This is a genomic window from Roseateles noduli (assembly GCF_050626985.1).
GTDB classification, from domain to species: Bacteria; Pseudomonadota; Gammaproteobacteria; order Burkholderiales; family Burkholderiaceae_C; genus Roseateles; species Roseateles noduli_A.
On sequence record NZ_CP192463.1, the window covers coordinates 2,531,638 to 2,557,333 of the forward strand.

Genomic DNA, 25,696 nt, shown 5'->3' on the forward strand with positions numbered 1-25,696 from the left:
CCGTCCCCCCGGCCCCCGGCCCTCCCCTTCAGCCGTTGCGCGCTCTTCAGTCCTCGACGGCGAGCAGCCCCTCGCGCGGCGTCGGGTAGCGCAGCCGCAGGCGCAGCTCGCGCTTGAGCCGCCGGTTGTCCATCCGGCGCGATTCGTTCATGAAGCTCATCTGCATCGGCGAGAACACGCCGGGGGCTTCGGTCCGCGTGACGCGGGCCGGTGGCGGCAGGCCGCACACGGTGGCGGCCAGCTCGAAGTAGTCGCCCATCAGCAGCTCGCTGTCGTCGCTCGCATGCAGGATCCGCTGCGCCGGGCCGTGCATCAGCGCCAGCACGCAGGCGCGCGCCAGGTCGTCGGCCTGGATGTGGTTCGTGTAGACATCGTCCTCGCGCGCCAGCACCGGCAGCCCCTTGCCGAGGCGCTCGCGCGGATGCCCGCCGTCGCGGTTGAACGCGTAGATGCCGGGCACGCGCAGGATCGTCACCGGCGCGCCCGTCGCGCGGCCCCACTGGCGCAACTGGTCCTCGGCATCGACACGGCGCCAGGCGCGGTCATTGGACGGATTGGGACGGCGCGTCTCGTCGATGCGCGCGCCCCCGCAATCGCCGTAGACCCCGCTCGTGCTCGCGTAGACCAGATGCGCCGGAACCGCCGAGCGCGACAGCGCCTGCAACAGCCGCCGGGTGCGCTCGTCGGTCCGCCCCTGCGCGGCCGGCGGCGCCAGATGCAGCACGCGATCCGCGAGCCCCGCCAGCCGCCCCAGCGTCGCGGCGTCGTCGAGGTTGCCGATCAGCGGGATCGCGCCGGCGGTGCGCAGCTCATCGACCCGCGCGGCGCTGCTCGTCAACGCCATCACCGTCCAGCGCCCGGCCAGCTGCCGCAGCACGCGCATCCCGACATCGCCGCATCCGACGATCAGCAGACGGCTGCGACGGCCGCGGCGGCCGCGGCGGTTGACGGAAGGCGAAGCGGGATTGGCACCGGGCATGGGGGTCGAAGCGGGGCTGGGGCAAAATGGCGGGCCAGTTTAGATCGTCCTTCATGGCTCGAACGGCTCGCGCCCCGGTCTGCGGACCGCGCGGGCCGTGTCGCTTCCGCCCCCTCCTCTTACGACATCGCGCGGCCCCGTGCCGCGCCGACTCCGCATCATGAGCTTCCAGGTCACCGTCCTGCCCGCCGGCCGCAACTTCACCGTCGACGACGACGAAACCGTGCTGGCCGCCGCCATCCGCCAGGGCATCGGCCTGCCCTACGGCTGCAAGGACGGCGCCTGCGGCTCCTGCAAGAGCCGGCTGATGGAGGGCCAGGTCGTGCACGGCGAGCACCAGACCAAGGCGCTGTCGCCGGAAGAAGAAGCCGCCGGCCTGATCCTGACCTGCTGCGCCAAGCCGCAGACGGACTGCACCGTCGAGGCCCGCACCGTGCCCGGCGCCGGCGAGTTCCCGGTGCTGAAGCTGCCCAGCCGCGTGATCACCGTCGAGAAGCCGGCCGGCGACGTCGCCGTGGTCAGGCTCCAGCTGCCGGCCACGCAGAACCTGCAGTACCGCGCCGGCCAGTACGTCGAATTCATCCTGCGCGACGGCGCGCGGCGCAGCTACTCGATGGCCAACGCGCCGAGCCGCCTCGGCACGCCGCCGGCGATCGAGCTGCACATCCGCCACATGCCCGGCGGCAAGTTCACCGACCACGTCTTCGGCGCGCTCAAGGAAAAGGACATCCTGCGCATGGAAGGCCCGTTCGGCAGCTTCTTCCTGCGCGAGGACAGCGACAAGCCGATCGTGCTGCTCGCCTCGGGCACGGGCTTCGCGCCGATCAAGGCGATCCTGGAGCGCATCCAGGACGAGGGCATCACCCGGCCCGTGACGCTGTACTGGGGCTGCCGGTCCCGGGCCGACCTCTACCTGCACGACTGGGCCGTGGCGACCGCCGCCGCGATGCCGAGCTTCACCTACGTGCCGGTGCTGTCCGAGCCGAAGGCCGAGGACGGCTGGACCGGCCGTACCGGCTTCGTCCACCAGGTGCTGATGGCGGACCTGCCCGACCTGTCGAAGCATCAGGTCTATGCGTGCGGCGCGCCGGTGATGGTGGAGTCCGCGCAGCGCGACTTCGTCGCGTCCTGCGGCCTGCCCGCCGAAGAGTTCTACGCCGACGCGTTCACGTCCGAACTGGACAAACACGCGGGCTGATCCGATCCACGTAGCGCCCCGGCAATCCCGCGTTCACGGCGTGACATGTGCCATCCCGGGCTCGACGTTCCATACTTTCGCGCATGAAGCATTTCCCGCCGCCGTACTCCAGCGCCGCGCAGTTCGAACATCAACTGCAGAACCTCGGCCACACCGTCATCGCGCCCGAGAGCCTGACGCACTGGCTGCACTGCCAGGCCGGCGATCTGCGCGCGCTGCAGACCTACTGGAACGACCTGCCCCCGGACGCCTACCTGCGCGACGGCGGCCGCTACCGGTTCCGGCGGCATGCGAGCTTCGTCGTGGACTCGCAGGCGGAGCCGTCGGTGCGTCTGGCGCCGCATCGCGCGCATTGGCAGCCGGTGGACTACAACGCGCTGCACGGCGGCATCGAACGCTGGTTCGAGCCGATGGATCCCGCCGCCGTCGACCTGCCGATCTGGCCGCGGCTGCTGCTGGGGCTGGCCTCGGTCGCGGACCGGCTCAAGGGCGCGCGGCCCTGGTTCATCGAGGCGCACCAGTTCCGCATCGACACGGCGGGCGGCATCGGCCGGCCCACGCCCGAGGGTGCGCACCGCGACGGCGTGGACCTGGTGGCGGTGTTCATGCTGGCGCGCCACGGCATCAAGGGCGGCGAGTCGCGCGTCTTCGAAGCGGATGGCCCGCGCGGCCAGCGCTTCACGATGATGGAGCCGTGGACGCTGCTGCTGCTCGACGACGAACGCGTCATCCACGAGACCACGCCGATCCAGCCGATCGATCCCGCGCATGCCGGCCATCGTGACACGCTGGTCGTGACGCTGCGCGCGGACGCGTTCATGGGGCGCTGACGAGCGGCACGCCCGGGTCGGGCAGCTCGGCGAAGAAGGTCGAGCCGTTGCCCGGCGAGCTCATCACCCCGACGCTGCCGCCCTGGGCCTCGACGATGCGCTTGCTCAGCGCCAGACCCAGGCCGGTCCCGCGATAGCGGCGGCGTTCTTCCGAGGGCAGCTGCGTGAACTCGGTGAACAGCCGCGGCAGATGCTCGGCCGCGATGCCCAGGCCGGTGTCGCAGACTTCCACCCGGAAGCCCTGTGCCCCGGTGCGCTGGCCGCGCACGACGATCTCGCCGTTCGCCGGGGTGAACTTCCAGGCGTTGGACAGGTAGTTGTAGAGCACCTGACGCAAGCGCAGCGGATCGGTCCAGACGCTCCCCAGTCCGTCATCGATCTCCATCCGGACCGTCATCGCCTTGTCGGTGAAGCTGCCCGTCACCACGTCGACCACTTCGCGCGCCAGCTCGGCGACCGGCGTCGCCTCCGGATGCAGGTCGATCCCGCCGGCCTCGATGCGGGCCATGTCGAGGATGTCGTTGATCAACGCCAGCAGATGGCGGCCGCTGGCCAGGATGTGTCCGGCGTAGCGCTGCACCGCCGGCTGGTCCAGCCCGGCGGCGCCGTCGGTCAGCAGCTGGGAGAAGCCGATGATCGCGTTCAGCGGCGTGCGCAGCTCGTGCGACATGTTGGCCAGCACCCGGCCCTTCTGCCGGCTGACCTCCAGGATGCGCTTGTTCTCCAGCTCCAGCTCCGCGCTGCGCAGCCGCAGCGCCTGCGAGCGCATCCGCTCGCGGCCCTCGCGGGCGCGGACGATCGCGTAGTCGATGGCCCTCAGCAGCGAGCGCGGGCGCACGTCCTGCTTGGACAGATAGTCCTGCGCGCCGGCCGTCATGCAGGACAGCGCGAGCTGGTCGTCCTCCAGGCCGGTGAGCACGACGATCGGCGTGTCGCGCGCCTGCGCCCGCACGGCCTTCACGCAGTCGATGCCTTCCCCGTCCGGCAGGCGCAGGTCCAGCAGGATGGCCGACATGCGCTGCTGCTGCAGCGCGCGCACGGCCTCGTCCAGCCGCGCGGCCCGCAGCACCGGACGCGGCGGCACCGTGCCGCCCTCGGCCAGCAGGTCGGTGATCAGGTCGGCGTCGCCGTCGTTGTCCTCCACCAGCAGGATCGGCCAGGGCGCGCGTCGAGGCTCGAGGGCCAGGTCGTCGGGCAAGGCGCTCATGGCAGTTTCACCACCGTGAACCAGAAGCCCTCGATCGCCTGCACGATGGACTGGAACGCCACCAGCCCCACCGGCTTGGTCACGTAGCAGTTGGCCCCCAGCTGGTAGCTCCGGACGATGTCGTGCTCGGCGTCGGACGAGGTCAGCACCACCACCGGGATCTCCCGCAGGCCGGGCTCCTGCTTGATGCGCGCCAGCACCTCGCGGCCGGTCACCTTGGGCAGGTTCAGATCGAGCAGGATGAGGTCGGGCGGCATCGCCGCCTCGAACGGCGGCTGGCGCAGCAGCCGCGCCAGCGCCTGCGCGCCGTCGACGGCCACCGCGATGTCCAGCATCAGCTTGCCCTGCTCCAGGGTCTCGATCACCAGATCGGCGTCGCCGGGGTTGTCCTCGACGAGGAGCACGCTCAGCGGCCGGCTCACGAGAGCTGCTCCGGTTGGGCCGCGGGCAGCGTGAAGGACACGACGCTGCCGCGCCCCGGCTCGGAGTCGATCCGGATCGTGCCGCCATGCCGTTCCACGATGCGCTTGGCGATCGCCAGGCCGATGCCGCTGCCGTCGTATCGCCCCTGTTCGTGCAGCCGCTGGAACATCTGGAAGACGCGCTCCGCGTACTGCATGTCGATGCCGATGCCGTTGTCGTCGACCCTGAACCGCCAGCGCGTGCCTTCGCGCTGGGCCTCGACGCGCACGCGCGGCGCCGCCTCCGAGCGGAACTTGATGGCATTGCTCACCAGGTTCTGCAGCAGCTGATGCAACTGGACCTCGTCGGCCAGCACGAGCGGCAGCGGCCCGGCCTCGACGGTGCCGCCGGACTCCCTCAGCAGGCGCTGAAGGCCGTGCGTCACCGCGGCGAGCACCTCGTCCGCCGCGACCGGCGCCAGCGGCTTGCCCTGCGACCCCACCCGCGAGTAGGCCAGCAGATCGGCCACCAGCCGCTGCATGCGGCGCGCGCCGTCGGAGGCGTAACGGATGTACTTGTCGGCCCGCTCATCCAACTGGCCCGCATAGCGCTGCGCCAGGAGCTCGGTGTAGTTGGCGACCATGCGCAGCGGCTCCTGCAGATCGTGCGAGGCGACGTAGGCGAACTGCTCCAGGTCCGCGTTGCTGCGCCGGAGCTCATCCTCATAACGTTCCCGCGCGCTCTTGCGCTCGGTGATGTCGATGATGGAGGCGAGCGTGCACAGGCCCTCGGCGGTCTCGATCGGACTCAGGCCGATCTCGATCGGCACCTCCTCGCCGCCCTTGCGCCGGCCGAAGAGATCCCGCCCCGCGCCCATGGGCCGCGTCTCCGGCTGCGCGAAGAACTGCGCCACGTGACGCGGGTGGTCGCCATGGAAGCGGTTGGGGATCAACAGCTCCACCGAGGCGTCGAGCAACTCGTCGCGGGCGTAGCCGAAGAGCTCCTCGGCCTTGCGGTTGACCAGCCGGATCCGGCGCTGGCGATCCACGAGCACGATGGCGCTCGGGATCGCCTCCACGATCGACCGGTACCGGTCGTCACTGCGATCAGTTGACATGCGGAGCCTCCCTGACGATTGGATTCGTCTTGTGTACTTCTCCGATGGACGGGTGTAACACGTCGTTGCTCGTGCGCCAATCGCCCGACATGGGGACCTCGGGGTGCTGCGGCGCGGGCGCGACAGGGCGGCTTAAACTCCGGGGCCGGTGCGCCACAAGCGCAGCGGACCCCGCCGGATCGCCGCGATCCGGTCTTCTTCAAGCATCACAAGTGCAGGTTCCCATGAACGCCATCACCGACATCGCCCGCGCGCTCGCCGCCGGCTCGACCGACGCCATCCCCTCCTCCCTCTTCGGCCTGCCCGACCAGGCCCCGCACGAACGCGTGCTGCTGGCCGCCGATCCGGTGACCGGCCTCAAGGCCATCCTGGCGGTGCACAGCACCGCGCGCGGCCCGGCCTTCGGCGGCTGCCGCTTCTGGAGCTACGACAACGAACTGGCCGCGCTGAACGACGCGCTGCGCCTGTCGCAGGGCATGAGCCTGAAGAACGCGCTGGCCAACCTGCCCTTCGGCGGCGGCAAGGCCGTGATCATCAAGCCGCAGGGCGACTTCGACCGCGCCGCGCTGTTCGCGGCCTTCGGTCGCGCGGTGCAGTCGCTGGACGGCGCCTACATCACCGCCGAGGACGTCGGCACCACCACCGCCGACATGCTGGGCATGATGGCGCACACGCGGTACGTCTCGGGCATCCCGCGCGACGGCGCCTTCGGCGGCGACCCCAGCCCCAAGACCGCCTACGGCGTGTTCGTGTCCATCGATGAAGGCGTCAAGCGCGTGCTGCGCCGCGAGTCGCTCGAGGGCGTGCGCGTCGCCCTGCAAGGCCTGGGCGCGGTGGGCTGGCACCTGGCCGAATACCTGCACCGCGCCGGCGCGAAGCTGGTCGTCGCCGACGTCAACGCCGAGAAGGTCGCGCGCGCGCAGACCGAGCTGGGCGCGAAGGCCGTCGGCATCCACGAGATCCTGGCCGCGGACGTCGACGTGGTCGCGCCGTGCGCGCTGGGCGCGACGCTGAACGCGCAGTCCATCCCCGCGCTGCAGGCCGCGCTGATCGCCGGCGCCGCCAACAACCAGCTCGCGACCGCCGCCGATGGCGACGCGCTGCAGGCCCGCGGCATCACCTACCTGCCGGACTACCTCGTGAACGCTGGCGGCATCATCAGCGTCGCGCGCGAGTTCCGCAACGAAGGCGAAGAGAACGCCGTGATGGCCGAGGTCGGCCAGATCCGCGGCCGCGTCGCCGAGCTGCTGGACCGCATCCGCGTCAGCGGCCAGACGCCGGCCCGCGAGGCGGACGCCTGGGCGCGTTCGCTGCTGGTCAAGCCGGCCTGACGACACGGGAGCCGCCGCGCTCCTCGATGACAACGGCGCCTTGAGGGCGCCGTTTTTTCGTCCGTCTCCACCGCCGTCCGAGACTGTCACAACCATGGCTCGCGCAATCCGCGTGCCCGCCGCGCACACCCCGTTACATCGGACCCTGTGCCGGATTCCGGCGATCCGGTTGCCTCCCGTCCCCGCCAGGGACCTCATCTCCCCACGCCGGGCTGCCGGTCGCGCACAAGTCCGATGGCATCGACGTATACCGCCGCCTGAGTTCCGCGCAGCCCGTTGCGGAGCCGAACCCAGGAGACCGACATGACGACGTCCATGAAGTGCTTGAAGTCCATGAAGTCCTTGCCCCTCGCGGCGCTGGCGATCGCGGCCGCGAGCCTCGCGCTGCCCGCCGTCGCGCACGACATCGTCTACACCGCGCCGCTGAGCGGCGCGGCCGAGTTCCCGCCGAACGCCTCCGCCGGCACCGGGCTGGCGCGGGTGACCTTCAACGACGACGACTTCACGATGCGCGTGCAGGTCACCTTCGCCGGGCTGACCGGCACGACGACGGCGGCGCACATCCACTGCTGCACGGCGGTGGCGGGCGCCGGCAACGCGGGCGTCGCGACGACGACGCCGACCTTCCCGAACTTCCCGCTCGGCGTGACTTCGGGCAGCTACGACCAGACCTTCGACCTGACGCAGACCGGCAGCTGGAACGCGGCCTTCATCAACGCCAACGGCGGCACGATCGCGGGCGCCTTCGCGGCGCTGTCGACGGGGCTGGCGGGCGGCAGCGCCTACCTCAACGTGCACTCGACCTTCGCGCCGGGCGGCGAGATCCGCGGCTTCCTGACCGCGAGCGCGGTGCCCGAGCCCTCGAGCTACGCGCTGATGGTCGCTGGCCTGCTGACGGTCGGCGGACTGGCGCGGCGACGCGCGCGCCGGTCCTGACCCACTCGCCTCCCTGCACCGCTGTCATCCCTCGACACACGTCGGTGACACGCTGAGTGTTCGAACCCCGCCCGCCCTCTGTATGCTCGCCCCACAGCAAAGTCCCGCATGATTCCCCCGTGCTGACGCGGCTCCGATTTGGGATGCCCCGCCAGGCGCAAACCGGAGCCATAGCGGGACCATGGCGAGGATTTGCAACGACGCGAGGCGCCCGAAGCGGTGCTGCGCCAGCACGGAGGAGGGGCAGGGAGATGGTGATCGAGAGGTTCTGGTTACGCTGGCCCGCGGCGGTGCTTGTCTTCGTCGCCGCGACCTGGCTCAACCTGTTCCTCCAGCCCGCGCTCAACAGCCGCGAGCCGCTGCTGCCCTACTTCCCGTCGCTGGTGATCGTCGGGCTGGTCTGCGGCCTCGCCCCGGCGCTGACCTTCCTGGTGGCGGCCAGCCTGGCGATCCTCTACTTCTGGATCGAGCCGGTCGGGCAGATGTTCCCGGTCAACTCGTTCGCGGACGCGGCGATGGTCGTGCTGTTCCTGCTGACCGGCTCGCTGGTCGCGACGGTCTCGGCCTGGGCGGGCCGGCTGATGCAGAAGGAGCGCAACAGCCGGCGCCGTCTCAACCTCGCGCTGGCGGCGGGCCGCATGATCACCTGGGACTGGGACGCGGTCACCGGATTCGCCACCACCGGCGGCGGCGCGAAGCAGCTGTTCGGGCGGAACTGGGCGTCGATGGACGACATGCTCGCCGGCATGTCCGCGCAGGACGCCGCGCGCTTCCGCGACCGCTACCGCTACGCGACGGAGAGCGGCGGCCGCTTCAGCCTGGCCTGCCCGATCACCCGCGCGGACAACGACGAGGTCGTGTGGACGCAGTTCGACGGCTACGTGAGCCTGGACGCGAAGGGCCGCGCGGTGCATGCCTACGGGGTCGCGGTCGACGTCACCTCGCAGCAGGAGGCGCTGCGCGCGAGCCAGGCGGCCGAGGAGCGCTTCCACCTCGCGCTGCAGAGCGGCAAGGTGATGGCATGGGAATGCGACGTCCAGGGCCGCTACACCTGGGCCTTCAACACGCCGATGGGGTTCACGCGCGAGGCGCTGATCGGCGCGGAGGTCGGCAGCCTGGTCGGCGAGCCGGAGTTCGCCGGCATCGTCCGCGAGGCGGTGATCACGGGCCAGGCGATGAACCTCGCGCAGCGCACGACGCACGGCGGCAGGACCTACCAGCTGCTGACCTCGCTGCGGCCGATCACGGCGCACGACGGGCAGGTGCAGCGGGTGATCGGCGCGACGGTCGACGTGACCGAGCTGTCCGCCGCGCAGGAGGAACTGCGCCGCGAGAGCGAGCGCAAGGACTCGTTCCTGGCGACGCTGGCGCATGAGCTGCGCAACCCGATGGCGCCGATCCGCTACGCGGTGGCGATGCTGCGGCAGTCGTCCTCCGACGACACGCGCGCGCAGGCCACGGACATCATCGCGCGGCAGTCGGCGCACATGGCGCGGCTGCTCGACGACCTGCTGGACATGAGCCGCATCACGCGCAACGTGGTGGAGCTCAAGCGTCAGGTCATCGACCTGCGCACGGTGGTGAGGCAGGCGCTGGAGGCGATCGAGCCGCTGTACAGCGAGATGAAGCACCGCGTCACGCTGTCGCTGCCGCCGACGCCGGTGCCGGTCGACGGCGATCCGACGCGGCTGCAGCAGGTGCTGGGCAACCTGCTGGACAACGCGGCCAAGTACAGCCCGGAGCCGGGCGAGGTGCACGTGCACGTGGGGGTGGTCGCGGACCGGGCGCAGATCACGGTGACGGACCGGGGCGTGGGCATCGCGCCGGCGATGCAGCCGCGGGTCTTCGAGCTCTTCACGCGGATCGACGCGCGCGGAGCGGCGCCGTCGGGGCTGGGCATCGGCCTGGCCGTGTCGAAGCAGCTCGTGCAGCTGCACGACGGCACGATCACCGTGGCGAGCGAGGGCCTCGGGCACGGCAGCCGCTTCACGGTCACCCTGCCGCTGGCGGACCACGGGCAGACCCCGCACGCGAACGAGACCGGGACCGGCGGCGACGTGACACGCCCGACGGCGACGCAGGCGCAGACCCTGGTCCTGGTCGTCGACGACAACGTGGACGCGGCCAACACGCTGGCCGAGGTCCTGCGCGGCGTCGGTTTTCGGGCGACGGTCGCGTACAGCGGCGAGGAGGCGCTGGCGGTGTTCGACGACACGCAGCCGCGCGTGGTGCTGCTGGACATCGGGCTGCCGGGGCTCTCCGGGACGGACGTCGCGCGAAAGCTGAGAGCGACGCGCGGCGCCGAGCCGCTCGCGCTGATCGCGATCACCGGCTGGGGCCAGCGCTCCGATCGCGACGCGACGGCGGCCGCGGGCTTCGACGCCCATCTGGTGAAGCCGGTGGAATTCAACGAGCTGGAGCAGGTGATGCAGGAGCTGCTGGACGCCCGTCCCTGACCGGCCGACTGCTCAAGCCAGCAGCGCCGCCCCGATCACCAGGGTCATGACGCCCGCCATCGGCTGCGGGAGATGGCGCTGGCATGCCGGTTGCCTGTTGTCGGCGAGGGCCTCTGGAGGCCGCCGCCATCACAACAGGAGATCGTCATGACCCATCGCCACCTGGCTGCCGCCGTCCTCGGCGCTGCCGCCCTGCTGACCGGCCTCGGTGCCGCGGCCCAGTCCGTCGGCAAGGCCTCGGACCCGGAACGGGACGTCGGCCGCGCCGCGCCGGGGCAGGACAACTCCTACTTCAACGTCACGGCCAAGAACCGCATCCCTGCGCCCTTGCTGCCGCTCAAGAAGGGCCAGTGCGTGATCTGGTATCCCGAGAAGGGCATCGCGGAACACACCGGACCGATGCCGTGCTCGCCGCTGCCCAAGGTGGCACCGGGCGGCTGGCTGATCGCGCCGTCCAAGGATCCGGTCATCCTCGAGGCGGCGGTCTATCACGCGGAGAACCCCGGCGTCGTCATCGCGCGCGGGTCCTTCGACGCGCGCACGCGCTACCTCGTGCGCACGCTGGATCCGGACAGCAAGATGGATGTGGAGAAGGGCCAGATGGGCCAGAAGGGACGCTGAACGCCTCCGCGTCTCCGCGTTCCCGATCCGTCAGGGCAGCACCTTCACCTTGATGTTGCGGAAGTGCGCCTCGCTCTCCGGATCGTGGCCCTGCAGCGCGAAGGTGCCGCTTGCCAGGTAGCGCTTCTCCAGCCCCTTCTTGCGGACGATGGGCGACTCCTCGGTGTAGTCGGCCGTCTTCTCGCTGTTGACGAAGGTGGTGACGTGCTTGCCTTCGACGCGCACGGTCAGCGTGAACCACTGGTGGTCGGGCGACACGACCTTCATGTAGTCCTGCACGCCCCACAGGCCGCCGGTGCGGCTGGGGTCGCTGTGGGAGTTGTTGACCTGCACCTCATAGCCCAACTCGGGCCAGCCCACCTCTTGCCACCTGGTGTGGAAGTAGACGCCGGAGTTGGCCTTGGGGAAGGTCATCACGTCGACCTTCAGCTCGAAGTTCTTGAAGTCGTGCTGCTGCACCGGGCCCAGGTAGAACAGGTGCGAACGCGGGCCGCGGACGACGATGGCGCCGTCCTTCACGCTGAAGGAGCCGGGCTGGTCGCTGGCGCGCCAGTGGTCCAGGCTCTTGCCGTCGAACAGCAGTTGCCAGCCGGCGGCGGTCTCTTCGGCGGTGAGCGTGTTGGGCATGTCGGCGGCGTGGACAGTGGCGGACAGGGCGAAGGCGGCCGAGGCCGCGGCGACAACAGGGGCAAGGCGCATCAGGCGACTCCAACGATCTGCAGGACCTTGAGGGGCGGGCCGTCGAAGGTGACGGAGGGGATGTTGCCGACGAAACCGACGTCCTTCATGCCGTCGGGCGTCGTGTAGAAGCCGCCGGCGGTCAGGTCGCGGAAACGCTTGAAGAAGCGCGCGGCGGTGGCGAACCCAGGCTTGGCGGTCTCGGTCCAGCAGATGTCGTCGGCGATCTGCGATTGCTGGGCGACGTCGAGCTGGTCGAAGCGTTTGCCACCGAAGCGCCGGGCGCTCTCGGCCTCCAGCCAGTCCAGGCCGTTCACGATGACGGGCCTGTCCTTGGCCTGGTTGGGGTACGGCGCGCTGACCCATTCGTCGATGAAGCGGTGCACCTGCAATTGCGCGGCGCTGGGCGACTGGTCGTCGGCCGGGATGATCAGGCCGCACAGCGCCTGCGCGGTGCGGTTCTGCGCGGCGTTGAAGGACAGCGGCCAGAGCTCGCCGGCCTGGTAGCTCTTGGTCAGCGTGGGGTCGGTGCCGTAGCCCTGGGGCTTGCCACCGATGCCTGCCTTGCCGCCTTTGCCGCCTTTGCGAGTAGCGGGCGTGGCACCGGCCGACACCTCGACGCTGAGCGCCGCGGCGGCGGCCAGCATCCATTGCAGGGTCGTTCTGCGGTCCATGCTCAGAGCTCCTTCTTGCGGAAGCGGTCGACGATGTGGTCGGCCTGGCGCCAGGCCAGCGCCATGATGGTCAGCGTGGGGTTCTTGTCGGCATTGGAGGCGAAGGGCGCCCCGTCGGACAGGAACAGGTTGGGCACGTCCCAGGTCTGACCCCAGCCGTTGGTGACGGAGGTCCTGGCGTCCGCGCCCATGATGGCGCCGCCGACCTCGTGGATGATCGAGCCGCCGGGCGCGATGGCCTTGCGGCCGTCCAGCTCGGGACCGCCGTCGAGCACCCGGCCGCCCATGGCCGCGATGATCTCGGCGAAGGTCTTCTGCATGTGGGCGGCCTGGCGGGTTTCGTGCTCGGCCCACTGCCAGTGGAAACGCGGCACGGGAATGCCGAAGCGGTCTTTCGTCGTCGGGTCGATCTCGCAGAACGAGTGCTCGTTGGGGATCATCTCGCCGCGGCCGGAGAGGTACACGAACGAGCCGAAGGTGCGGCGCACGTCCTGCTTGAACGCCGCGCCGTAGCTGCCCTTCGTCAGCCATTCCAGGTTCGCGCCGGTGCTGGCGCCGGGCATGCGGCGTCCGGTGCCCAGCTCGATGTGATAACCGCGGGGGAAACCCAGGCCCTTCTCGGCCCAGCCCTTGCCCTGCCGGCCGTACAGCCACCAGGGGGCGTACATGTGCGAGCCCCCTGCCCCGTCTTCGTTGTGCGGGGGCAGGTTCTCCAGCAGCGGGACCTGACCGGACAGGTCGCTGCCGACGGTGTCCATCACGTACTTGCCGACCTTGCCGCTGCTGTTGGCCAGGCCCTGCGGGTAGGCGCTGGTCTTGCTGTTGAGCAGGATGCGCACCGACTCGCAGGCACTGGCGGACAGCACGACGGCGCGGCCCCTGGCCTCGATGTGCTTGCCGGTCTTGCGATCGACGAAGCGCACGCCACTGGCCTTGCCGTCCTTGGTGGTCACCTCGTAGACCATGGCGTCGCACAGCACGTCGAGATTGCCGCTGGCGAGTGCCGGCGGCAGGTGCACCGCGGGGCTCTGGTAGGTCGCGCCGATGGAGCAGCCGCGCGAGCACGGCGTGGCCCAGAAGCAGGCGGCGCGCTCGCGCATGGACTGCGCGACCAGCGCCTGCGCGCGCGGGTTGCCGGGATGCAGCAGCGCGGGGAGGCGGGTGTCGTCGAGCTTCGCGGTCAGCACCGCGCGATGGATGGGCACAACCGGGATGCCGAGCTTGCCGGCGCGCTGGGCGATGAGGCGTTCACCCACGCGCGCGGCGGGCGCGGGCAGCAGGCAGCCGTCGGGCGAATCGGGCGTGTTCTCCAGGCCCTCGTTGCTGCCGTAGATGCCCACCAGCATCTCGACCTTGTCGTAGTACGGGGCCAGGTCTTCATAGCTGATCGGCCAGTCGAAGCCCAGGCCGTCGCGGCTGTGCGGCTTGAAGTCGTAGGGCCCGTTGCGCAGCGAGATGCGGCCCCAATGGTTGGTGCGGCCGCCCAGCATGCGGGCGCGCCACCAGTCGAAGCGCTGCTCCTCGTTGTCGGAGGCCTGGGTGTAGGGTTCGCCCGGCACCTGCCAGCCGCCGTCCACGGTCGCGTCGTAGAAGCCGAAGGGTTTGTCCGGCGTGCCCGCGCCGCGCAGCGGGGCGTCGTGAGAGGCCTGGAACATCGGCGTCTCGGTACGGAAGTCGTAGTACCGGCCGGCTTCCAGCATCAGCACCTTCACGCCCTCGAGGGCCAGGGTGTAAGCCGTCTGGCCGCCGCCGGCGCCCGAGCCGACGACGATGACGTCGTAGTCGCGCGCCATGTCGCGCGTCGTCACAAAACCCATGCGCCCCTCCTGAACAGGTCGGCGGAGTGTGCCACCGGCTCACGCGTGCCTGGCGGCCGCCCATCGTGGCCGTGCGTCCTACGCGCGCCTGCGTTCCAGGCTGACGCCGGTGACAGGCACGGGGACCTAGGCTGTGCCTATGGGATTCCACCGACTCCTCGGGCGCCTGGCGATGACGCCCTTCTCCAAGGCCTTGCCCGCGATGGGCGACACGGAACGTGCCGCGCTCGAAGCCGGCACGGTGGGCTTCGAGGGCCAGCTCTTCGCCGGCCAGCCCGACTTCGACGTGCTGATCGCGCGAGGTCCCAATCGCCTCACCGACGAGGAGCGTCGTTTCCTCGATCACGAGGTGAGCACGCTCATCGGCATGCTCGACGACCACGCCATCGACACGGCCGGCGACCTGCCGCCCGAGGTCTGGCAGTACCTGCGCGAGCACCGCTTCTTCGGGATGATCATTCCGAAGGAGTACGGCGGCCTGGGCTTCGGCCACTACGCGCATGCCGAGGTCGTGACCCGCATCGCCACCGTCAACACCGCCTGCGCGGTGACGGTGATGGTGCCCAATTCGCTGGGCCCGGCGGAGCTGCTGCTGCGCTACGGCACGCCGGCCCAGCAGCAGCACTACCTGCCGCGCCTGGCCGATGGCCGGGAGCTGCCCTGCTTCGGCCTCACCTCGCCGTACGCGGGGTCGGACGCCGCGTCCATCCCCGACCGCGGCGTACTCACCGAGCGCGTCATCGACGGCCGCGTGGTGCGTGGCTTCAGCGTGCGCTTCGACAAGCGCTACATCACGCTCGCGCCGGTGGCCAGCGTGGTGGGCCTCGCCTTCCAGGCGATCGATCCCTCGCGGCCCGAAGGTCAGCAGGAACTCGGCATCACCTGCGCGCTGCTGCCCGTGCCCACGCCCGGCATGGAGATCGGTCACCGCCACCGTCCGATGGACTCGGCCTTCATGAACGGCCCGATCCGCGGCGAGGACGTCTTCGTGCCCATGGACTGGGTGATCGGCGGCGAGGAACGTGTCGGCCAGGGCTGGCGCATGCTGATGGAATGCCTGGCCGCCGGCCGCGCCATCTCGCTGCCGGCGCTGGGCGCGGCGATGCAGCAGACGGCGCTGTTCGTGGTCAACGGCTACGGGCAGGTGCGCGAGCAGTTCGGCCTGCCCATCGGACGATTCCACGCGATCGCGGGCATCACCGCGCAGATGGCCGCGCGGCTCTACGCCACCGATGCCGCGCGACGCTTCACCGCCGCGGCGCTCGATGCCGGCGAGCAGCCCAGCGTTGCCAGCGCCATCCTCAAGGTGCAGCTCACCGAGGCGGGACGCCGCGCGGTCAACGACGGCATGGACGTGCTCGGCGGCAAGGGCATCATCTCCGGGCCGCGCAATCTGCTGGGCGTGGCCTACCGCCATGCGCCCATCGCGATCACGGTGGAAGGCGCCAACCTGCTGTCGCGGGCGCTGATCATCTTCGGCCAGGGCGCGACGCGCTGCCATCCCTTCGTGCTGGAGGAGATGTCGGCCGTGCAGGCCAAGGACGAGGAGCGACTCGGCCGCGCGCTCGCGGGCCATGTCGGCCATGTGATGCGCAACCTCTGGCGCAGCCTGGCGCATACGCCGCTGCGCGGGAAGCCGCCGGCCGACCTGCGCGCCGAGGCCACGCTCATCGCCTCGCTGTCGGCCCGCTACGCGCTCACCGCCGACCTCGCCATGGGTCTGCTGGGGGGCAAGCTCAAACGCATGGAGCTGCTGTCGGCGCGCCTGGGCGACGTGCTCGCCGCGCTCTACCTTGCGGCCGCCTGCGTGTGGCGCTGCCAGGTCGAGAACGACCCGGCGACGCTGCAAGTGGCGCGCGCGGCGATCCGTCTGCAACTGCATGAGGCCGCGACGCTGCTGCGCGAGCTTTACGCCAATCTGCCCTCGCGCTTCCTGCGCGCGGTGGCGCCGATGCTGCTGCACGGCACCGGCCACCTCGCCCCGTTGCGCGACCGCGAGGCCATCGCGTTGGCCGACGCGCTGCGCACGCAGCCGGAGCTGGTGCGCCGTCTGTGCCCCGACGTCTCGCGCCCGAAGCACGGCGGCCTGCTCGACCTGATGAGCGCGCTCGATGCGGCCCGCAAGCTGGGCGACGAGGTGCCCGAGCTCAACAAGGCGCTGCGCCGCTCCGGTTCGCTGGAAGAGGTGGCGCGTGGCTCACGCGATCCCGACGCGGCGCTGGCCTATCTGCGAGCCGCGGAGCAAGTGATTGCGGTGGATGAGGACGAGCCCGCCCGATGAAGACCGGTCAGACGGCCACTGGGAGCACGGCCGTTCAGCGACGAGGTCGGCCTTCATGGTCGACGACAGTGCGAAACACGGCATACCCGGATGCAATCGACAACACCAGGCATGCCAATGCCGTCAGCCCTCCACTGAAACAAGCTTGGTATCACTTGTGTCCTAAACAACTGTCGGTCAACGAAGCCCTGGCGCGCGTGCTGGTCGAAGGCTCACTTTTCGCCGCCTCCGGCCATGCGCCTTTTCTCGATGACGGCGCGGGCTTCAATGCGCTGCTGGATCAGTGGCCGTGCAGCACGGCCGGAACCAGGCCGTGAGGCTTCATCAGCCTTGGGCTTGCCTGGGCAGCTCGGCACAGAACACGCTGCCGACGCCGTACCGACTTCGCATGCTGACGCTACCGCCCTGGAGTTCGACCAGTTGCCGCGTGACGTGCAGCCCCAAGCCCGTGCCATGCACCTGATCGGAGGCCCCGCCAAGGACCTGTTCATAGCGTTGAAAGAGCCGGGCCTGATCCTGCTCGCTGATGCCGGCGCCGTTGTCCTCGACCTCGAGCCTCCAGCGCGTTGCGCTGATCTCGGCGGCGCGCACGACGATGAGCCCGCCCGGCGACGTGAACTTGACGGCGTTCGACAGGAAATTCAACAGCACCTGCCTGAGCCGCAAGGGGTCGAGTCTGAGATCGGTCAGCAGTGCGTCGAGCTCCACCCGCAGCTCCAGGCGCTTGCCATCGGCCGGCCCGCGCACCATGGCGATGGTTTCGTCGACAAGCGCTGGCAGGTCGATCTGCTCGGCACGGAACTCGAGCTTGCCCGCCTCCATCTTCGACAGATCGAGCAGATCGTTGACGATCTGAAGCAGGTGGAGCCCGCCATTGGCGATGTGGTCGATGTACTCCCGGTGGCGGGGCGAGTCGGGAGGCAAGATGCCTTGGCGCAGGATGTCGGCGAAGCCGATGACTGCATTCAGCGGGTTGCGAAGCTCATGAGACACGTTGGCGAGGAACTCCTGCTTGCGGCGGCTGGCTTCGAGGATCTCGCGGTTCTGGATCTCGAGTTGGGCGTTGTGCAGGCGCAGCGCCTCGCCCTGCTTGCGCTCGGTGATGTCGGCGACGACGCCGATCATGCGCGAGGGCTGTCCCGCGTCGTCGCGCAGCAAGAGGCTGTGAACAGCCAACCAGTGCTCGCTGCCATCGGGCCAGAGCACTCGGAATTCCTCGCTCAGCGGCACGCCGCTTTTTTCCGCGTCGGCGGTTTGAGCGAGCACGCGGCTTCGATCCTCGGGATGCAAGGCTTCACGAAACGAGTCGATGGACCAGTCGGCGACCGCCTCCGGGTAGCCGAAACAGCGGTCGTGCTGCAGCGAGTGGCGAAGTTCTCCGCTCCGGATGTCCAGATCCCAGGTCCCCATGCGGCTGGCTTCGATGGCCAGTCGCAGATCGGATTCGCTGCGTTTGAGCGCCGTGATGGCGGCATCGCGGGCCTGTTCGCGTTCGAAGAGCAAGCTCTGGGCATTCGCCATCGCCTCCGCGAGCTCGCGCGCTTCGCGCATGGCGGGTTGGGGCATGTCGACACGGCGGCCTTCGCCGATCAGCCGCGCGGGTCCGATCAGCGCCCGTATCGGGCGGGCGATGCTGCCGCCCAGTGCGGTGGCCAGCGCCAGCCCGGCGAGAAGCAGAGCCGCGGCCAAGCCACTGGACTTGACGATCTGCTGCCGCAAGTCCGCCGTGAGCGCCGCCTCCGGCGCGCCTATCGTGACCGACCAGGAGTAGCGTTGCGACCGCGCATGGCTGGCCAGCACGTCGACACCCTCGCGTGTCTGGGTGAAGGAGCTGCTGCTTTCCTGATTCAGCACGCGCTCCAGCATATGCGGCACGAGGGGCGTGCCGACAAATCGATCCGCGTTGAGCGTGCGTGCTGCCGTGATGCCCCGACTGTCCACGACGCTGGCAATCCAGCCAGGCGGCAGTCCCTGTCGCCGCATGAAGTCGGCCAGGGCCTCGACCGACAGCACCATGACCAGCCGGTACTTGGCGCGCCCCTCGCGCAGCACCGGGACACGCAGCGCCACCCGCTGGACGCCGGTGACTTTCCCGACAAACAGATCCGAGACCTGCGGCCGAGGATCATCGCTGGGAGGCGGGAAACCATCCAGCGGGCGATACGCGGGCAAGGGCTCGCCGAAGGGCACCAGCAGATTGAGGATCTGTTGATCCTGCGCATCGAAAAGCACGAGGGTCAGGGCACCTGTATGGGGCTTCGCCAACAGGGCCTGCGCATAGAAGCCGCGCAAGTCACCGCTGTCGAGATGGGGCGATGTGGCCAGCATCTGCAACGCCATGGCGTACTTGTCGACTTCAGAATCGAGGGCCAGCATCAGCCGTATTGCGGACGCGCTGGCGTTCTGCATCAAGGCGGCATGCTCGCGCTGGTAGTTGGTGACCGCAATGACCATGGCCACCAGCCAACCGGGCACGACGCAGGCCACCACCAGAAGCTGCAGGCGCAGGCGGATGCTGGTACGCCGCCAGGGCAAGAACTCAGGCCAGCGCATGCACAACCTCCTGCCAGCGGGGGTGTCGCCAGGAGCGGGGTGGGAGCAAGACGGTCGGCGGGCCCAGCGCAGCGATCGCCGCAGCGATGACATGGCGCGCGATCAAGTCCGGCAGCAAGCTCATGCGCAGGCCTCTCGGGCTGACGTTGTCTCTTTTCTTGTCCCCCTGTCGACGCATTGTGCCGACAAATCCCCGCATCGGCGGTCAGTGTTGTCCCACATTTCCATGGGACGACACCAGGGAGACTCTGCAGAATCCCGCACTGATCTGCCCTGCAAGAGCGTGACGGTTCGGGGAGCACGGATGCGGGTCGCTACGGCCAGAGGACTGCACAGGCTCGCTCACTTGCGCGGGCCTGACATCTCAGTCGCAATTGGCCAACTCGATGATCGCGAAGCCTTCGCGCGCGATCTCTTCGATGACCGGATCCGGCGCGATCTCCATGTGGCAGAAGCGGCACTCCTCGGCCGACAGTTGATGCGCAGGCAGGCCCCTCGCGGCGAGGTACTTGCGACCGAACGCCAGCACCTGCTCCTGCGCGCGGGACGCATCCGGCACGAGGATGTCGAAGTGCATCAGGCGGCCGTCGGGCCGGGTGACGTAGGTGTCGAATACGGCGATCTTCATGGAGTCCACATCGGGGAAGTTGTCGATGGCCCAGTGTGGAAGACGGCTTGGCAGCGAGCGCTACCGATCGTCCAGGACTCGCATCAATTCAACCCGAAGAGATCAGCACTTCACCGCGAGTCAAAGCGTCTCTGCGCCTCGGCGACGTAGTCCGCCAGCGGCTGCAGGTCATGTGATGCGCGGCGGTGATCGTCAGACGCTGACCGTAATCGGCGGGGCATTCGGGACCGGCATGCGCCAAGGACGTGCCAGCGACGAGGACCAGCGCGGCGACGGTCTTCATCACACGCCTCCTGGTTTGGTGTTCAACTCGTCCAGCATCCGCAGAGCCATTGCCCCGCGCCCGATGCCGAATTCCTTGTTGTGCCGCGACAGGTTCTGCTGATCCGTGACGTCCTCCCATCTGGAGACACCCTCGATGACATCGTGGCTCTCGTCCGTGTCGATCTCGAAGGCGATGAAACGGCGCTCAGCGGTCAGCAGCAGACCAAACAGTTGAGGCATGCCCGGATAGTCGATATCCAAGTCGACGATGATCGCCCGATCACAATCGATCCCAGCTGCCCGGGCCGACGCGTACAAGGCCAGCGGCCAAGCCATTGCTCGCCAACGGCTGGCGCTGGACCGGACGCCCCGCTCCACGTCTTCATTCTGCTGTTGGACGTTCTGCTGCTTCGACAAGGTCCTCTCCTACGACCGGTCAATCCGCCTCGGGCGCTGACGATGCCACCACCCCCTGCCGCCATTCCCGCGGCGACCGCCCCACCCGCTGCGTGAAGACGCGCGACAGCGCCGAAGCGTTCGCGTAGCCGAGCTGATCGGCGATCTGCTTGATCGAGCGACCCAGTCGCAGTTGCTCCTGCGCCAGGCTCAGCCGCCAATCGGCGAGGTACGCCGCCGGCGCCTGCCCCACCAACTCGCGGAAGCGCGCGGCGAATGCGCTGCGCGACATGCCCGCGCGCGCCGCCATGCGCTCCAGCGACCACGCCTCGCCCGGCGCCTCGTGCACCGCCGCGAGCGCGAGCGCGACGCGCGGATCCGACAGGCCCGTCACCAGCCCCGGCTGCACGCCCGCCTCCGCCGGATGGTCGATGAGCCAGCGCAGCAGCTGGATCAGCACGACCTCGAACAGCCGGTCCGCCAGCACGCGCTGACCGCAGCGCACGCGCTCCGTCTCCGCGAACAGCAGCTGCAAGGACATCTCCAGCCCCTCCACGCGCGCCAGCGGCAGCAGCACCAGCGGCGGCAGCGCGCGCACCAGCGGATTGAGCGGGCCGCCGTCGAACTCCAGCTCCGCGCAGGTGAAGTCGGACCCCTCGCGCGGCGGGTTGCGGAACTCGTGCGCGACCGGTCGCGGATAGAAGAGCAGCGAGGGCTCGTCCACGCGCAGCTTGCGCGGCAGACCGGCGCTGGCCGGGTGACGGAGCTCCATCTCTCCGCGCTTCATCACATGCAGGAAGCCCCGGCCCGGCAACGGATCGAACGGGTTGACCCCACACAGCGGCCCGACGTGGAACAGCCGCGCACGCACGCGGAAGTGCTCCAGCAGCGAGGACAACCGATCGATCGGCGGGAGCGACGCCGTCGATGCGGGGGGCGCCTTGGTGGTCGCTATGGGCGACGCACCGGCAGAGGTCGCGGACTTGGCAGTCATGGACGTTTGGATGCGTTTTATGGATGAAACGCTGCCAATCCTACTCCTGCGAGGACCACACTGACGTCCAGCAGCCAACACCAGACGCTGCCTGACACAGCCCCCGTCATCCACCATTGAAAGGAATCATCATGTCCACCACGTCCCGCGTCGCCCTCGTCGATCCCAAGCAAGCCCAAGGCGACGCCAAGGTCGCGCTCGATCAGATCCAGGCCGCCTTCGGCGCCACGCCGGCGATGTTCCGCGCCGTGGCCAACTCGCCCGCCGCGATCAAGAGCCTGTGGGGCAGCTTCGGCGCCCTGGGCGGCGGCGTGATCCCCGCGAAGCTCGGCGAGCAGATCGCCGTCGCCATCGCCGATCGCAACGCCTGCGAGTACTGCCTGGCCGCGCACACCGCGCTCGGCCGCAAGGCAGGCGCCAGCGCCGATGAGATGGCCGCCGCGCAGATGGGCGAGTCCGCCGATCCGAAGACCGCCGCCGCGCTGCGCTTCGCGCTGAAGGTCGTCAGCGACCGCGCCCAGGTCGACGACGCCGACGTGCAGTCGCTGCGCGACGTCGGCTTCGACGACGGCGCCATCGTCGAGATCCTCGCGCACGTCGCGCTGAACCTGTTCACCAACTACGTGAACGTCGCCTTCGCAGTGCCGGTCGACTTCCCGTCGGTGAAGCTGCGCCGCGCTTGAGTGCGCACGGCGGTCCGACGTGGCACATCCCTTGCACTCACGCTGGGCATGTCCACGTCGACCGCCCTGCCCGCTTCCGCCGATGCCGTCGATCAAGCCTCGCCCGACGAGGCCGCGCGCCGGCTCGCCTTGCTGCTGGCCAGCACCGGCGAGGGCATCTTCGGCATCGACATGGACGGCCGATGCACCTTCGTGAATCGCGCCGCCTGCGACACGCTGGGCTGGCGCACCGACGAGGTGCTCGGACGCAACATGCATGCGCTGATCCACCACTCGCATGGCGACGGCAGCGACTACCGCGAGTGCGACTGCCCGATCTTCAACGCCTTCCGCCGCGGCGATCCCTGCCGCATCGACGACGAGGTGCTCTGGCGCGCCGACGGCAGCGCCTTCCCGGCCGAGTACTCGAGCTACCCGCTCTTCGAGCACGGCCAGGTCCAGGGCGCCGTGGTCACCTTCGTCGACATCTCCAAGCGCAAGCACGCGGAAGAGCTGCTGCGCGCCAGCCACGATCAGCTCGAGCGCCGCGTCGCCGAGCGGACCTCGCAGCTGCGCGAGCTCGCACACCACCTCGAGGCCGTCCGCGAGACCGAACGCAAGCGCATCGCGCGCGAGATCCACGATGAACTCGGCTCGCTGCTCGTCGCGCTGAAGATGGACGTCAACTGGCTGGAGCGCCGCGTCGGCGACGAAGGCCAGCGCGCCGCGATGGTGGCGAAGTGCCACCGCATGGGCGGCCTCGTCGACACGGCCGTCGATGCCGTGGGCCGCATCATCACGGACCTGCGCCCGAGCATCCTCGACCACCAGGGCCTGTGGGCCGCGCTGGAATGGCAGGCGCAGGAGTTCCAGCTCGCCGGCAGCGACGAGCGCGAGGTGCGCTTCCGCATCTTCGTCGCCGCCGATGTCGCTCCGCCCGAAGGCGGCCTGGCGATCGCGGTGTTCCGGATCTTCCAGGAGGTGCTGTCCAACGTCGCGCGCCACGCGCAGGCGTCGCGCGTCGACATCCGCATCGACGTCGACGCGCCGCCGCAGCCGGTGCTCTACCTCCAGGTCAGCGACGACGGCATCGGCGCGCCGGACGAGGCGCTCAACGACGCGCGCAGCTACGGCGTGCTCGGCATGCGCGAGCGCGCGGCGCAATTCGGCGGCCTGCTCGGCATCGCCAGCGCGCCCGGGCGCGGCACGACGGTGCGGCTGGTCATGCCCCTGGAAGGCGCGCCGTTGGAAGAGCTTCGACAGAATGAGCCGGGACCGGAAGCGCCGGGGCGAAAAGAGTCACGGCGCGAAGGAGACCCGTCATGACAATCCGCGTGTTGATCTGCGACGACCACCGCATCGTGCGCGAAGGCATCAAGCAGATCCTCGCCGAGGCCAGCGACCTGCGCGTGATGGGCGAGGCCGCCAACGGACCGGAGGCGATCCAGCAGGTCCGCGCGGGGGCGGCGGCCGGCTCGGGCCCCGACGTCGTGCTGCTGGACATCGCCATGCCGCAGCGCGATGGACTCGACATCCTCAAGGCGCTCCGGAGCGAGTTCCCGAAGCTGCCGGTGCTGATGCTCTCCACCTATCCGGACCGTCAGTACGCGGTGCGCAGCCTCAAGCTGGGCGCGGCGGGCTACCTCAACAAGAGCGCGGACAGCGAGCAGATGATCGATGCCGTGCGCACCGTCGCCCGGGGCCGTCGCTTCATCACACCCAGCGTCGCGGAGCATCTGGCCGCTGCCATCGGCGACGGCTTCGCCGCGGACGACACGGTGCCGTTGCATGAAGTGCTCTCGCACCGCGAGCACCAGGTCTTCCAGATGCTGGTCGCCGGACGCAGCGTCGGCGAGATCGCGGAGCAGTTGGTGCTGTCCTCCAACACCGTGTCGACCTACCGCGCCCGCATCCTCGAGAAGACCGGCGTGCGCAACGATGTGGAGCTGACGCTCTTTGCCGTGAGGCGGGAGCTGCTCTCCCCCTGACCTCGGTCTAGAAGGCGGACGGGGTCAGCGAGTGACTGTGGGGCCGGAATGGGGCTTGGGGTCCCTGGAGGGGTGCCCCATGCCCCGTGGAGAGCCCGCGCTTGGCCGAACGAAGTGAACGTCGAAGTGAACGAAGGTCGAAGTCGGCCGCGCCGTTTGTAGTGCGGCCCCTACAAGAGAACCACGGCGCGCACGATGCCGTGATCGAACGCGCTTTCCTAGAGTGGAGTCCTCCGTCCACCGACCTGGAAAGCAGCGATGAGCGACCTCCGCCACGACCCTTACGACGCTGATCGACCGCTGCTGATGCGCTGCGCCTGCGGACGCCACGGCAGCGAGGCGGAGCATGTCCGCGAGCTGGACCGTGACCGCGCTGCGGCGACGCTGCGCCAACGCGCCGACGCGATGGACACGACCGACATCGAGGCCGAGTCCAACCAGTTCGTCGAGGCCGCGCTGGTGAAGGCGCTGTTCCCGCAGGATGCGCTGCGACGCCGCTTCCTGCGCGCGGTCGGTCGCGGCAGCGCGATGGCCGCGATCGGCAGCGTGCTGCCCATCGCGCCGTTGCAGGCGATGGCGCAGGAGCGCGGCGCGCTGGAGAAGAAGGACCTGAAGATCGGCTTCATCCCGATCACCTGCGCGACGCCGCTGATCATGGCGCACCCGCTGGGCTTCTACAGCAAGCAGGGACTGAACGTCGAGGTCGTGAAGACCGCGGGCTGGGCGCTGATCCGCGACAAGATGATCAACAAGGAGTACGACGCCACGCACTTCCTCAGCCCGATGCCGCTGGCGATCAGCCTGGGCCTGGGCGCGACGGCCACGCCGATGAACGTGGCGACGATCCAGAACACCAACGGCCAGGCGATCACGCTGGCGACGAAGCACAAGGACAAGCGCGACCCGAAGTCGTGGAAGGGCTTCAAGTTCGCCGTGCCCTTCGAGTACTCGATGCACAACTTCCTGCTGCGCTACTACGTGGCGGAAGCGGGCCTCGATCCCGACCGCGACATCCAGATCCGCGTCGTGCCGCCGCCGGAGATGGTGGCCAACCTGCGCGCCGGGAACATCGACGGCTTCCTCGGCCCGGATCCGTTCAACCAGCGCGCCGTGTTCGAGGAGGTCGGCTTCATCCACATCCTTTCCAAGGAACTGTGGAACGGCCATCCCTGCTGCGCCTTCGGCACCAGCACCGAGTTCATCCAGAAGAACCCCAACACCTTCGCCGCGCTGTACCGCGCGGTGCTGACCTCGGCCGCGATGGCGCGGGAGGCGCGCAACCGCGAGCTCATCGCCAAGGTCATCGCGCCGCAGGCCTACCTGAACCAGCCGGAGACGGTCATCGCGCAGGTGCTGACCGGCAAGTTCGCCGACGGCCTGGGCAACGTGCGGGTCGTGCCGGACCGCGCCGACTTCGACCCCATCCCCTGGCAGAGCATGGCCGTGTGGATGCTCACGCAGATGAAGCGCTGGGGCTACCTGAAGGGCGACGTGAACTACAAGCAGATCGCGGAGAAGGTCTTCCTGCTCACCGACGCGAAGAAGCAGATGAAGGCGCTCGACCAGGCCGTGCCGGAGGGCGCGTATCCGAAGTTCAGCGTCATGGGCAAGACCTTCGATCCCGCGCAACCCGATGCCTATGTGGCCGGCTTCGCGATCAAGCGCGCCTGAGCGGGAGCCTGCG

Annotated in this window: 25 protein-coding genes; 12 read left to right on the forward strand and 13 right to left on the reverse strand. The window is 69.5% G+C overall.

What is annotated here, in order from left to right; translation table 11 throughout:
- Positions 1-46 precede the first annotated feature (46 nt).
- Complete coding sequence (locus ACQ4L4_RS11075) at positions 47-979, reverse strand: NAD-dependent epimerase/dehydratase family protein (protein WP_431104290.1); 933 nt, start codon at positions 977-979, stop codon at positions 47-49.
- Positions 980-1,139: 160 nt separating this feature from the next.
- Between ACQ4L4_RS11075 and ACQ4L4_RS11080 the strand changes: the two genes are divergently transcribed.
- Positions 1,140-2,177, forward strand: a complete 1,038-nt coding sequence (locus tag ACQ4L4_RS11080; RefSeq protein WP_431104915.1) for a CDP-6-deoxy-delta-3,4-glucoseen reductase — start codon at positions 1,140-1,142, stop codon at positions 2,175-2,177.
- A gap of 83 nt (positions 2,178-2,260) precedes the next feature.
- Entirely contained in the window at positions 2,261-3,007 is a 747-nt protein-coding gene (locus ACQ4L4_RS11085) for a 2OG-Fe dioxygenase family protein (protein ID WP_377153883.1), read from the forward strand.
- Here ACQ4L4_RS11085 and ACQ4L4_RS11090 read toward each other — a convergent pair.
- The 3 genes from ACQ4L4_RS11090 to ACQ4L4_RS11100 are packed head-to-tail and all read right to left on the reverse strand — an operon-like array spanning position 2,994 to position 5,733.
- Entirely contained in the window at positions 2,994-4,214 is a 1,221-nt protein-coding gene (locus ACQ4L4_RS11090; RefSeq protein WP_431104291.1) for an ATP-binding protein, read from the reverse strand. The two genes, ACQ4L4_RS11085 and ACQ4L4_RS11090, sit on opposite strands and share 14 nt — an antisense overlap.
- Positions 4,211-4,636 carry a response regulator gene (locus ACQ4L4_RS11095; protein WP_377153878.1) on the reverse strand — a complete coding sequence of 142 codons (426 nt, stop codon included), beginning with the start codon at positions 4,634-4,636 and terminating at the stop codon, positions 4,211-4,213. Before ACQ4L4_RS11095 ends, ACQ4L4_RS11090 begins: the two co-directional genes overlap by 4 nt.
- A complete protein-coding gene (locus ACQ4L4_RS11100) occupies positions 4,633-5,733 on the reverse strand; it encodes a sensor histidine kinase (protein ID WP_431104293.1) in 1,101 nt (366 codons plus the stop codon). Before ACQ4L4_RS11100 ends, ACQ4L4_RS11095 begins: the two co-directional genes overlap by 4 nt.
- A gap of 224 nt (positions 5,734-5,957) precedes the next feature.
- Here ACQ4L4_RS11100 and ACQ4L4_RS11105 point away from each other — a divergent pair, with 224 nt between their 5' ends.
- On the forward strand, positions 5,958-7,064 hold the full coding sequence (locus ACQ4L4_RS11105; RefSeq protein WP_431104294.1) for a Glu/Leu/Phe/Val family dehydrogenase: 1,107 nt from the start codon (positions 5,958-5,960) through the stop codon (positions 7,062-7,064).
- Positions 7,065-7,258: 194 nt separating this feature from the next.
- Here the strand turns inward: ACQ4L4_RS11105 and ACQ4L4_RS11110 are convergent, their stop codons facing one another.
- Positions 7,259-7,399: a hypothetical protein gene (locus ACQ4L4_RS11110; protein WP_431104295.1), complete on the reverse strand. Its 141-nt coding sequence runs from the start codon at positions 7,397-7,399 to the stop codon at positions 7,259-7,261.
- Here ACQ4L4_RS11110 and ACQ4L4_RS11115 point away from each other — a divergent pair.
- The 3 genes from ACQ4L4_RS11115 (at position 7,398) to ACQ4L4_RS11125 (ending at position 11,077) form a co-directional block, all read left to right on the forward strand.
- Entirely contained in the window at positions 7,398-8,000 is a 603-nt protein-coding gene (locus ACQ4L4_RS11115) for a CHRD domain-containing protein (RefSeq protein WP_431104296.1), read from the forward strand. The two genes, ACQ4L4_RS11110 and ACQ4L4_RS11115, sit on opposite strands and share 2 nt — an antisense overlap.
- A gap of 251 nt (positions 8,001-8,251) precedes the next feature.
- Complete coding sequence (locus tag ACQ4L4_RS11120; RefSeq protein ID WP_431104297.1) at positions 8,252-10,456, forward strand: hybrid sensor histidine kinase/response regulator; 2,205 nt, start codon at positions 8,252-8,254, stop codon at positions 10,454-10,456.
- Between the two features lie 147 nt (positions 10,457-10,603).
- Positions 10,604-11,077 (forward strand): hypothetical protein, encoded by a 474-nt coding sequence (locus ACQ4L4_RS11125; RefSeq protein WP_431104299.1) that lies wholly within the window; start codon positions 10,604-10,606, stop codon positions 11,075-11,077.
- A gap of 30 nt (positions 11,078-11,107) precedes the next feature.
- On the opposite strand, the gene ACQ4L4_RS11130 is transcribed toward ACQ4L4_RS11125, so the two are convergent.
- The 3 genes from ACQ4L4_RS11130 to ACQ4L4_RS11140 are packed head-to-tail and all read right to left on the reverse strand — an operon-like array spanning position 11,108 to position 14,246.
- On the reverse strand, positions 11,108-11,776 hold the full coding sequence (locus tag ACQ4L4_RS11130) for a 3-keto-disaccharide hydrolase (RefSeq protein ID WP_431104301.1): 669 nt from the start codon (positions 11,774-11,776) through the stop codon (positions 11,108-11,110).
- Entirely contained in the window at positions 11,776-12,429 is a 654-nt protein-coding gene (locus tag ACQ4L4_RS11135; protein ID WP_431104302.1) for a gluconate 2-dehydrogenase subunit 3 family protein, read from the reverse strand. Before ACQ4L4_RS11135 ends, ACQ4L4_RS11130 begins: the two co-directional genes overlap by 1 nt.
- A gap of 2 nt (positions 12,430-12,431) precedes the next feature.
- Positions 12,432-14,246, reverse strand: coding sequence for a GMC family oxidoreductase (locus ACQ4L4_RS11140; protein ID WP_431104304.1), 1,815 nt, complete (start codon positions 14,244-14,246; stop codon positions 12,432-12,434).
- 139 nt (positions 14,247-14,385) lie between these two features.
- Here ACQ4L4_RS11140 and ACQ4L4_RS11145 point away from each other — a divergent pair, with 139 nt between their 5' ends.
- Together ACQ4L4_RS11145 and ACQ4L4_RS11150 are read left to right on the forward strand one after the other, a co-directional pair.
- Entirely contained in the window at positions 14,386-16,527 is a 2,142-nt protein-coding gene (locus ACQ4L4_RS11145; protein ID WP_431104305.1) for an acyl-CoA dehydrogenase, read from the forward strand.
- Complete coding sequence (locus tag ACQ4L4_RS11150) at positions 16,524-16,844, forward strand: hypothetical protein (protein ID WP_431104306.1); 321 nt, start codon at positions 16,524-16,526, stop codon at positions 16,842-16,844. Before ACQ4L4_RS11145 ends, ACQ4L4_RS11150 begins: the two co-directional genes overlap by 4 nt.
- Positions 16,845-16,851: 7 nt before the next feature.
- Here ACQ4L4_RS11150 and ACQ4L4_RS11155 read toward each other — a convergent pair whose 3' ends face one another.
- The 5 genes from ACQ4L4_RS11155 to ACQ4L4_RS11175 form a co-directional block, all read right to left on the reverse strand.
- The gene (locus tag ACQ4L4_RS11155) at positions 16,852-19,080 is read right to left on the reverse strand and encodes a sensor histidine kinase (RefSeq protein ID WP_431104307.1); all 2,229 of its coding nucleotides are present in this window, start codon (positions 19,078-19,080) and stop codon (positions 16,852-16,854) included.
- A 364-nt stretch (positions 19,081-19,444) separates the two neighbouring features.
- Positions 19,445-19,708: a DUF2024 family protein gene (locus ACQ4L4_RS11160; protein WP_431104308.1), complete on the reverse strand. Its 264-nt coding sequence runs from the start codon at positions 19,706-19,708 to the stop codon at positions 19,445-19,447.
- An 88-nt stretch (positions 19,709-19,796) separates the two neighbouring features.
- Complete coding sequence (locus ACQ4L4_RS11165) at positions 19,797-19,991, reverse strand: hypothetical protein (protein ID WP_431104309.1); 195 nt, start codon at positions 19,989-19,991, stop codon at positions 19,797-19,799.
- Complete coding sequence (locus ACQ4L4_RS11170) at positions 19,991-20,389, reverse strand: hypothetical protein (protein ID WP_431104310.1); 399 nt, start codon at positions 20,387-20,389, stop codon at positions 19,991-19,993. The genes ACQ4L4_RS11165 and ACQ4L4_RS11170 overlap by 1 nt, the downstream gene beginning before the upstream one ends.
- 19 nt (positions 20,390-20,408) lie before the next feature.
- Complete coding sequence (locus ACQ4L4_RS11175; RefSeq protein ID WP_431104311.1) at positions 20,409-21,362, reverse strand: AraC family transcriptional regulator; 954 nt, start codon at positions 21,360-21,362, stop codon at positions 20,409-20,411.
- Positions 21,363-21,493: 131 nt separating this feature from the next.
- Here ACQ4L4_RS11175 and ACQ4L4_RS11180 point away from each other — a divergent pair, with 131 nt between their 5' ends.
- The 4 genes from ACQ4L4_RS11180 to ACQ4L4_RS11195 all read left to right on the forward strand — a co-directional run bounded on the left by ACQ4L4_RS11180 (position 21,494) and on the right by ACQ4L4_RS11195 (position 25,683).
- A complete protein-coding gene (locus ACQ4L4_RS11180) occupies positions 21,494-22,045 on the forward strand; it encodes a carboxymuconolactone decarboxylase family protein (RefSeq protein WP_431104312.1) in 552 nt (183 codons plus the stop codon).
- 48 nt (positions 22,046-22,093) lie between these two features.
- Positions 22,094-23,350 (forward strand): PAS domain S-box protein, encoded by a 1,257-nt coding sequence (locus ACQ4L4_RS11185; protein WP_431104313.1) that lies wholly within the window; start codon positions 22,094-22,096, stop codon positions 23,348-23,350.
- A complete protein-coding gene (locus tag ACQ4L4_RS11190; RefSeq protein ID WP_431104314.1) occupies positions 23,347-24,012 on the forward strand; it encodes a response regulator in 666 nt (221 codons plus the stop codon). The genes ACQ4L4_RS11185 and ACQ4L4_RS11190 overlap by 4 nt, the downstream gene beginning before the upstream one ends.
- A gap of 258 nt (positions 24,013-24,270) precedes the next feature.
- Complete coding sequence (locus tag ACQ4L4_RS11195) at positions 24,271-25,683, forward strand: CmpA/NrtA family ABC transporter substrate-binding protein (RefSeq protein ID WP_431104315.1); 1,413 nt, start codon at positions 24,271-24,273, stop codon at positions 25,681-25,683.
- Positions 25,684-25,696: the final 13 nt, after the last annotated feature.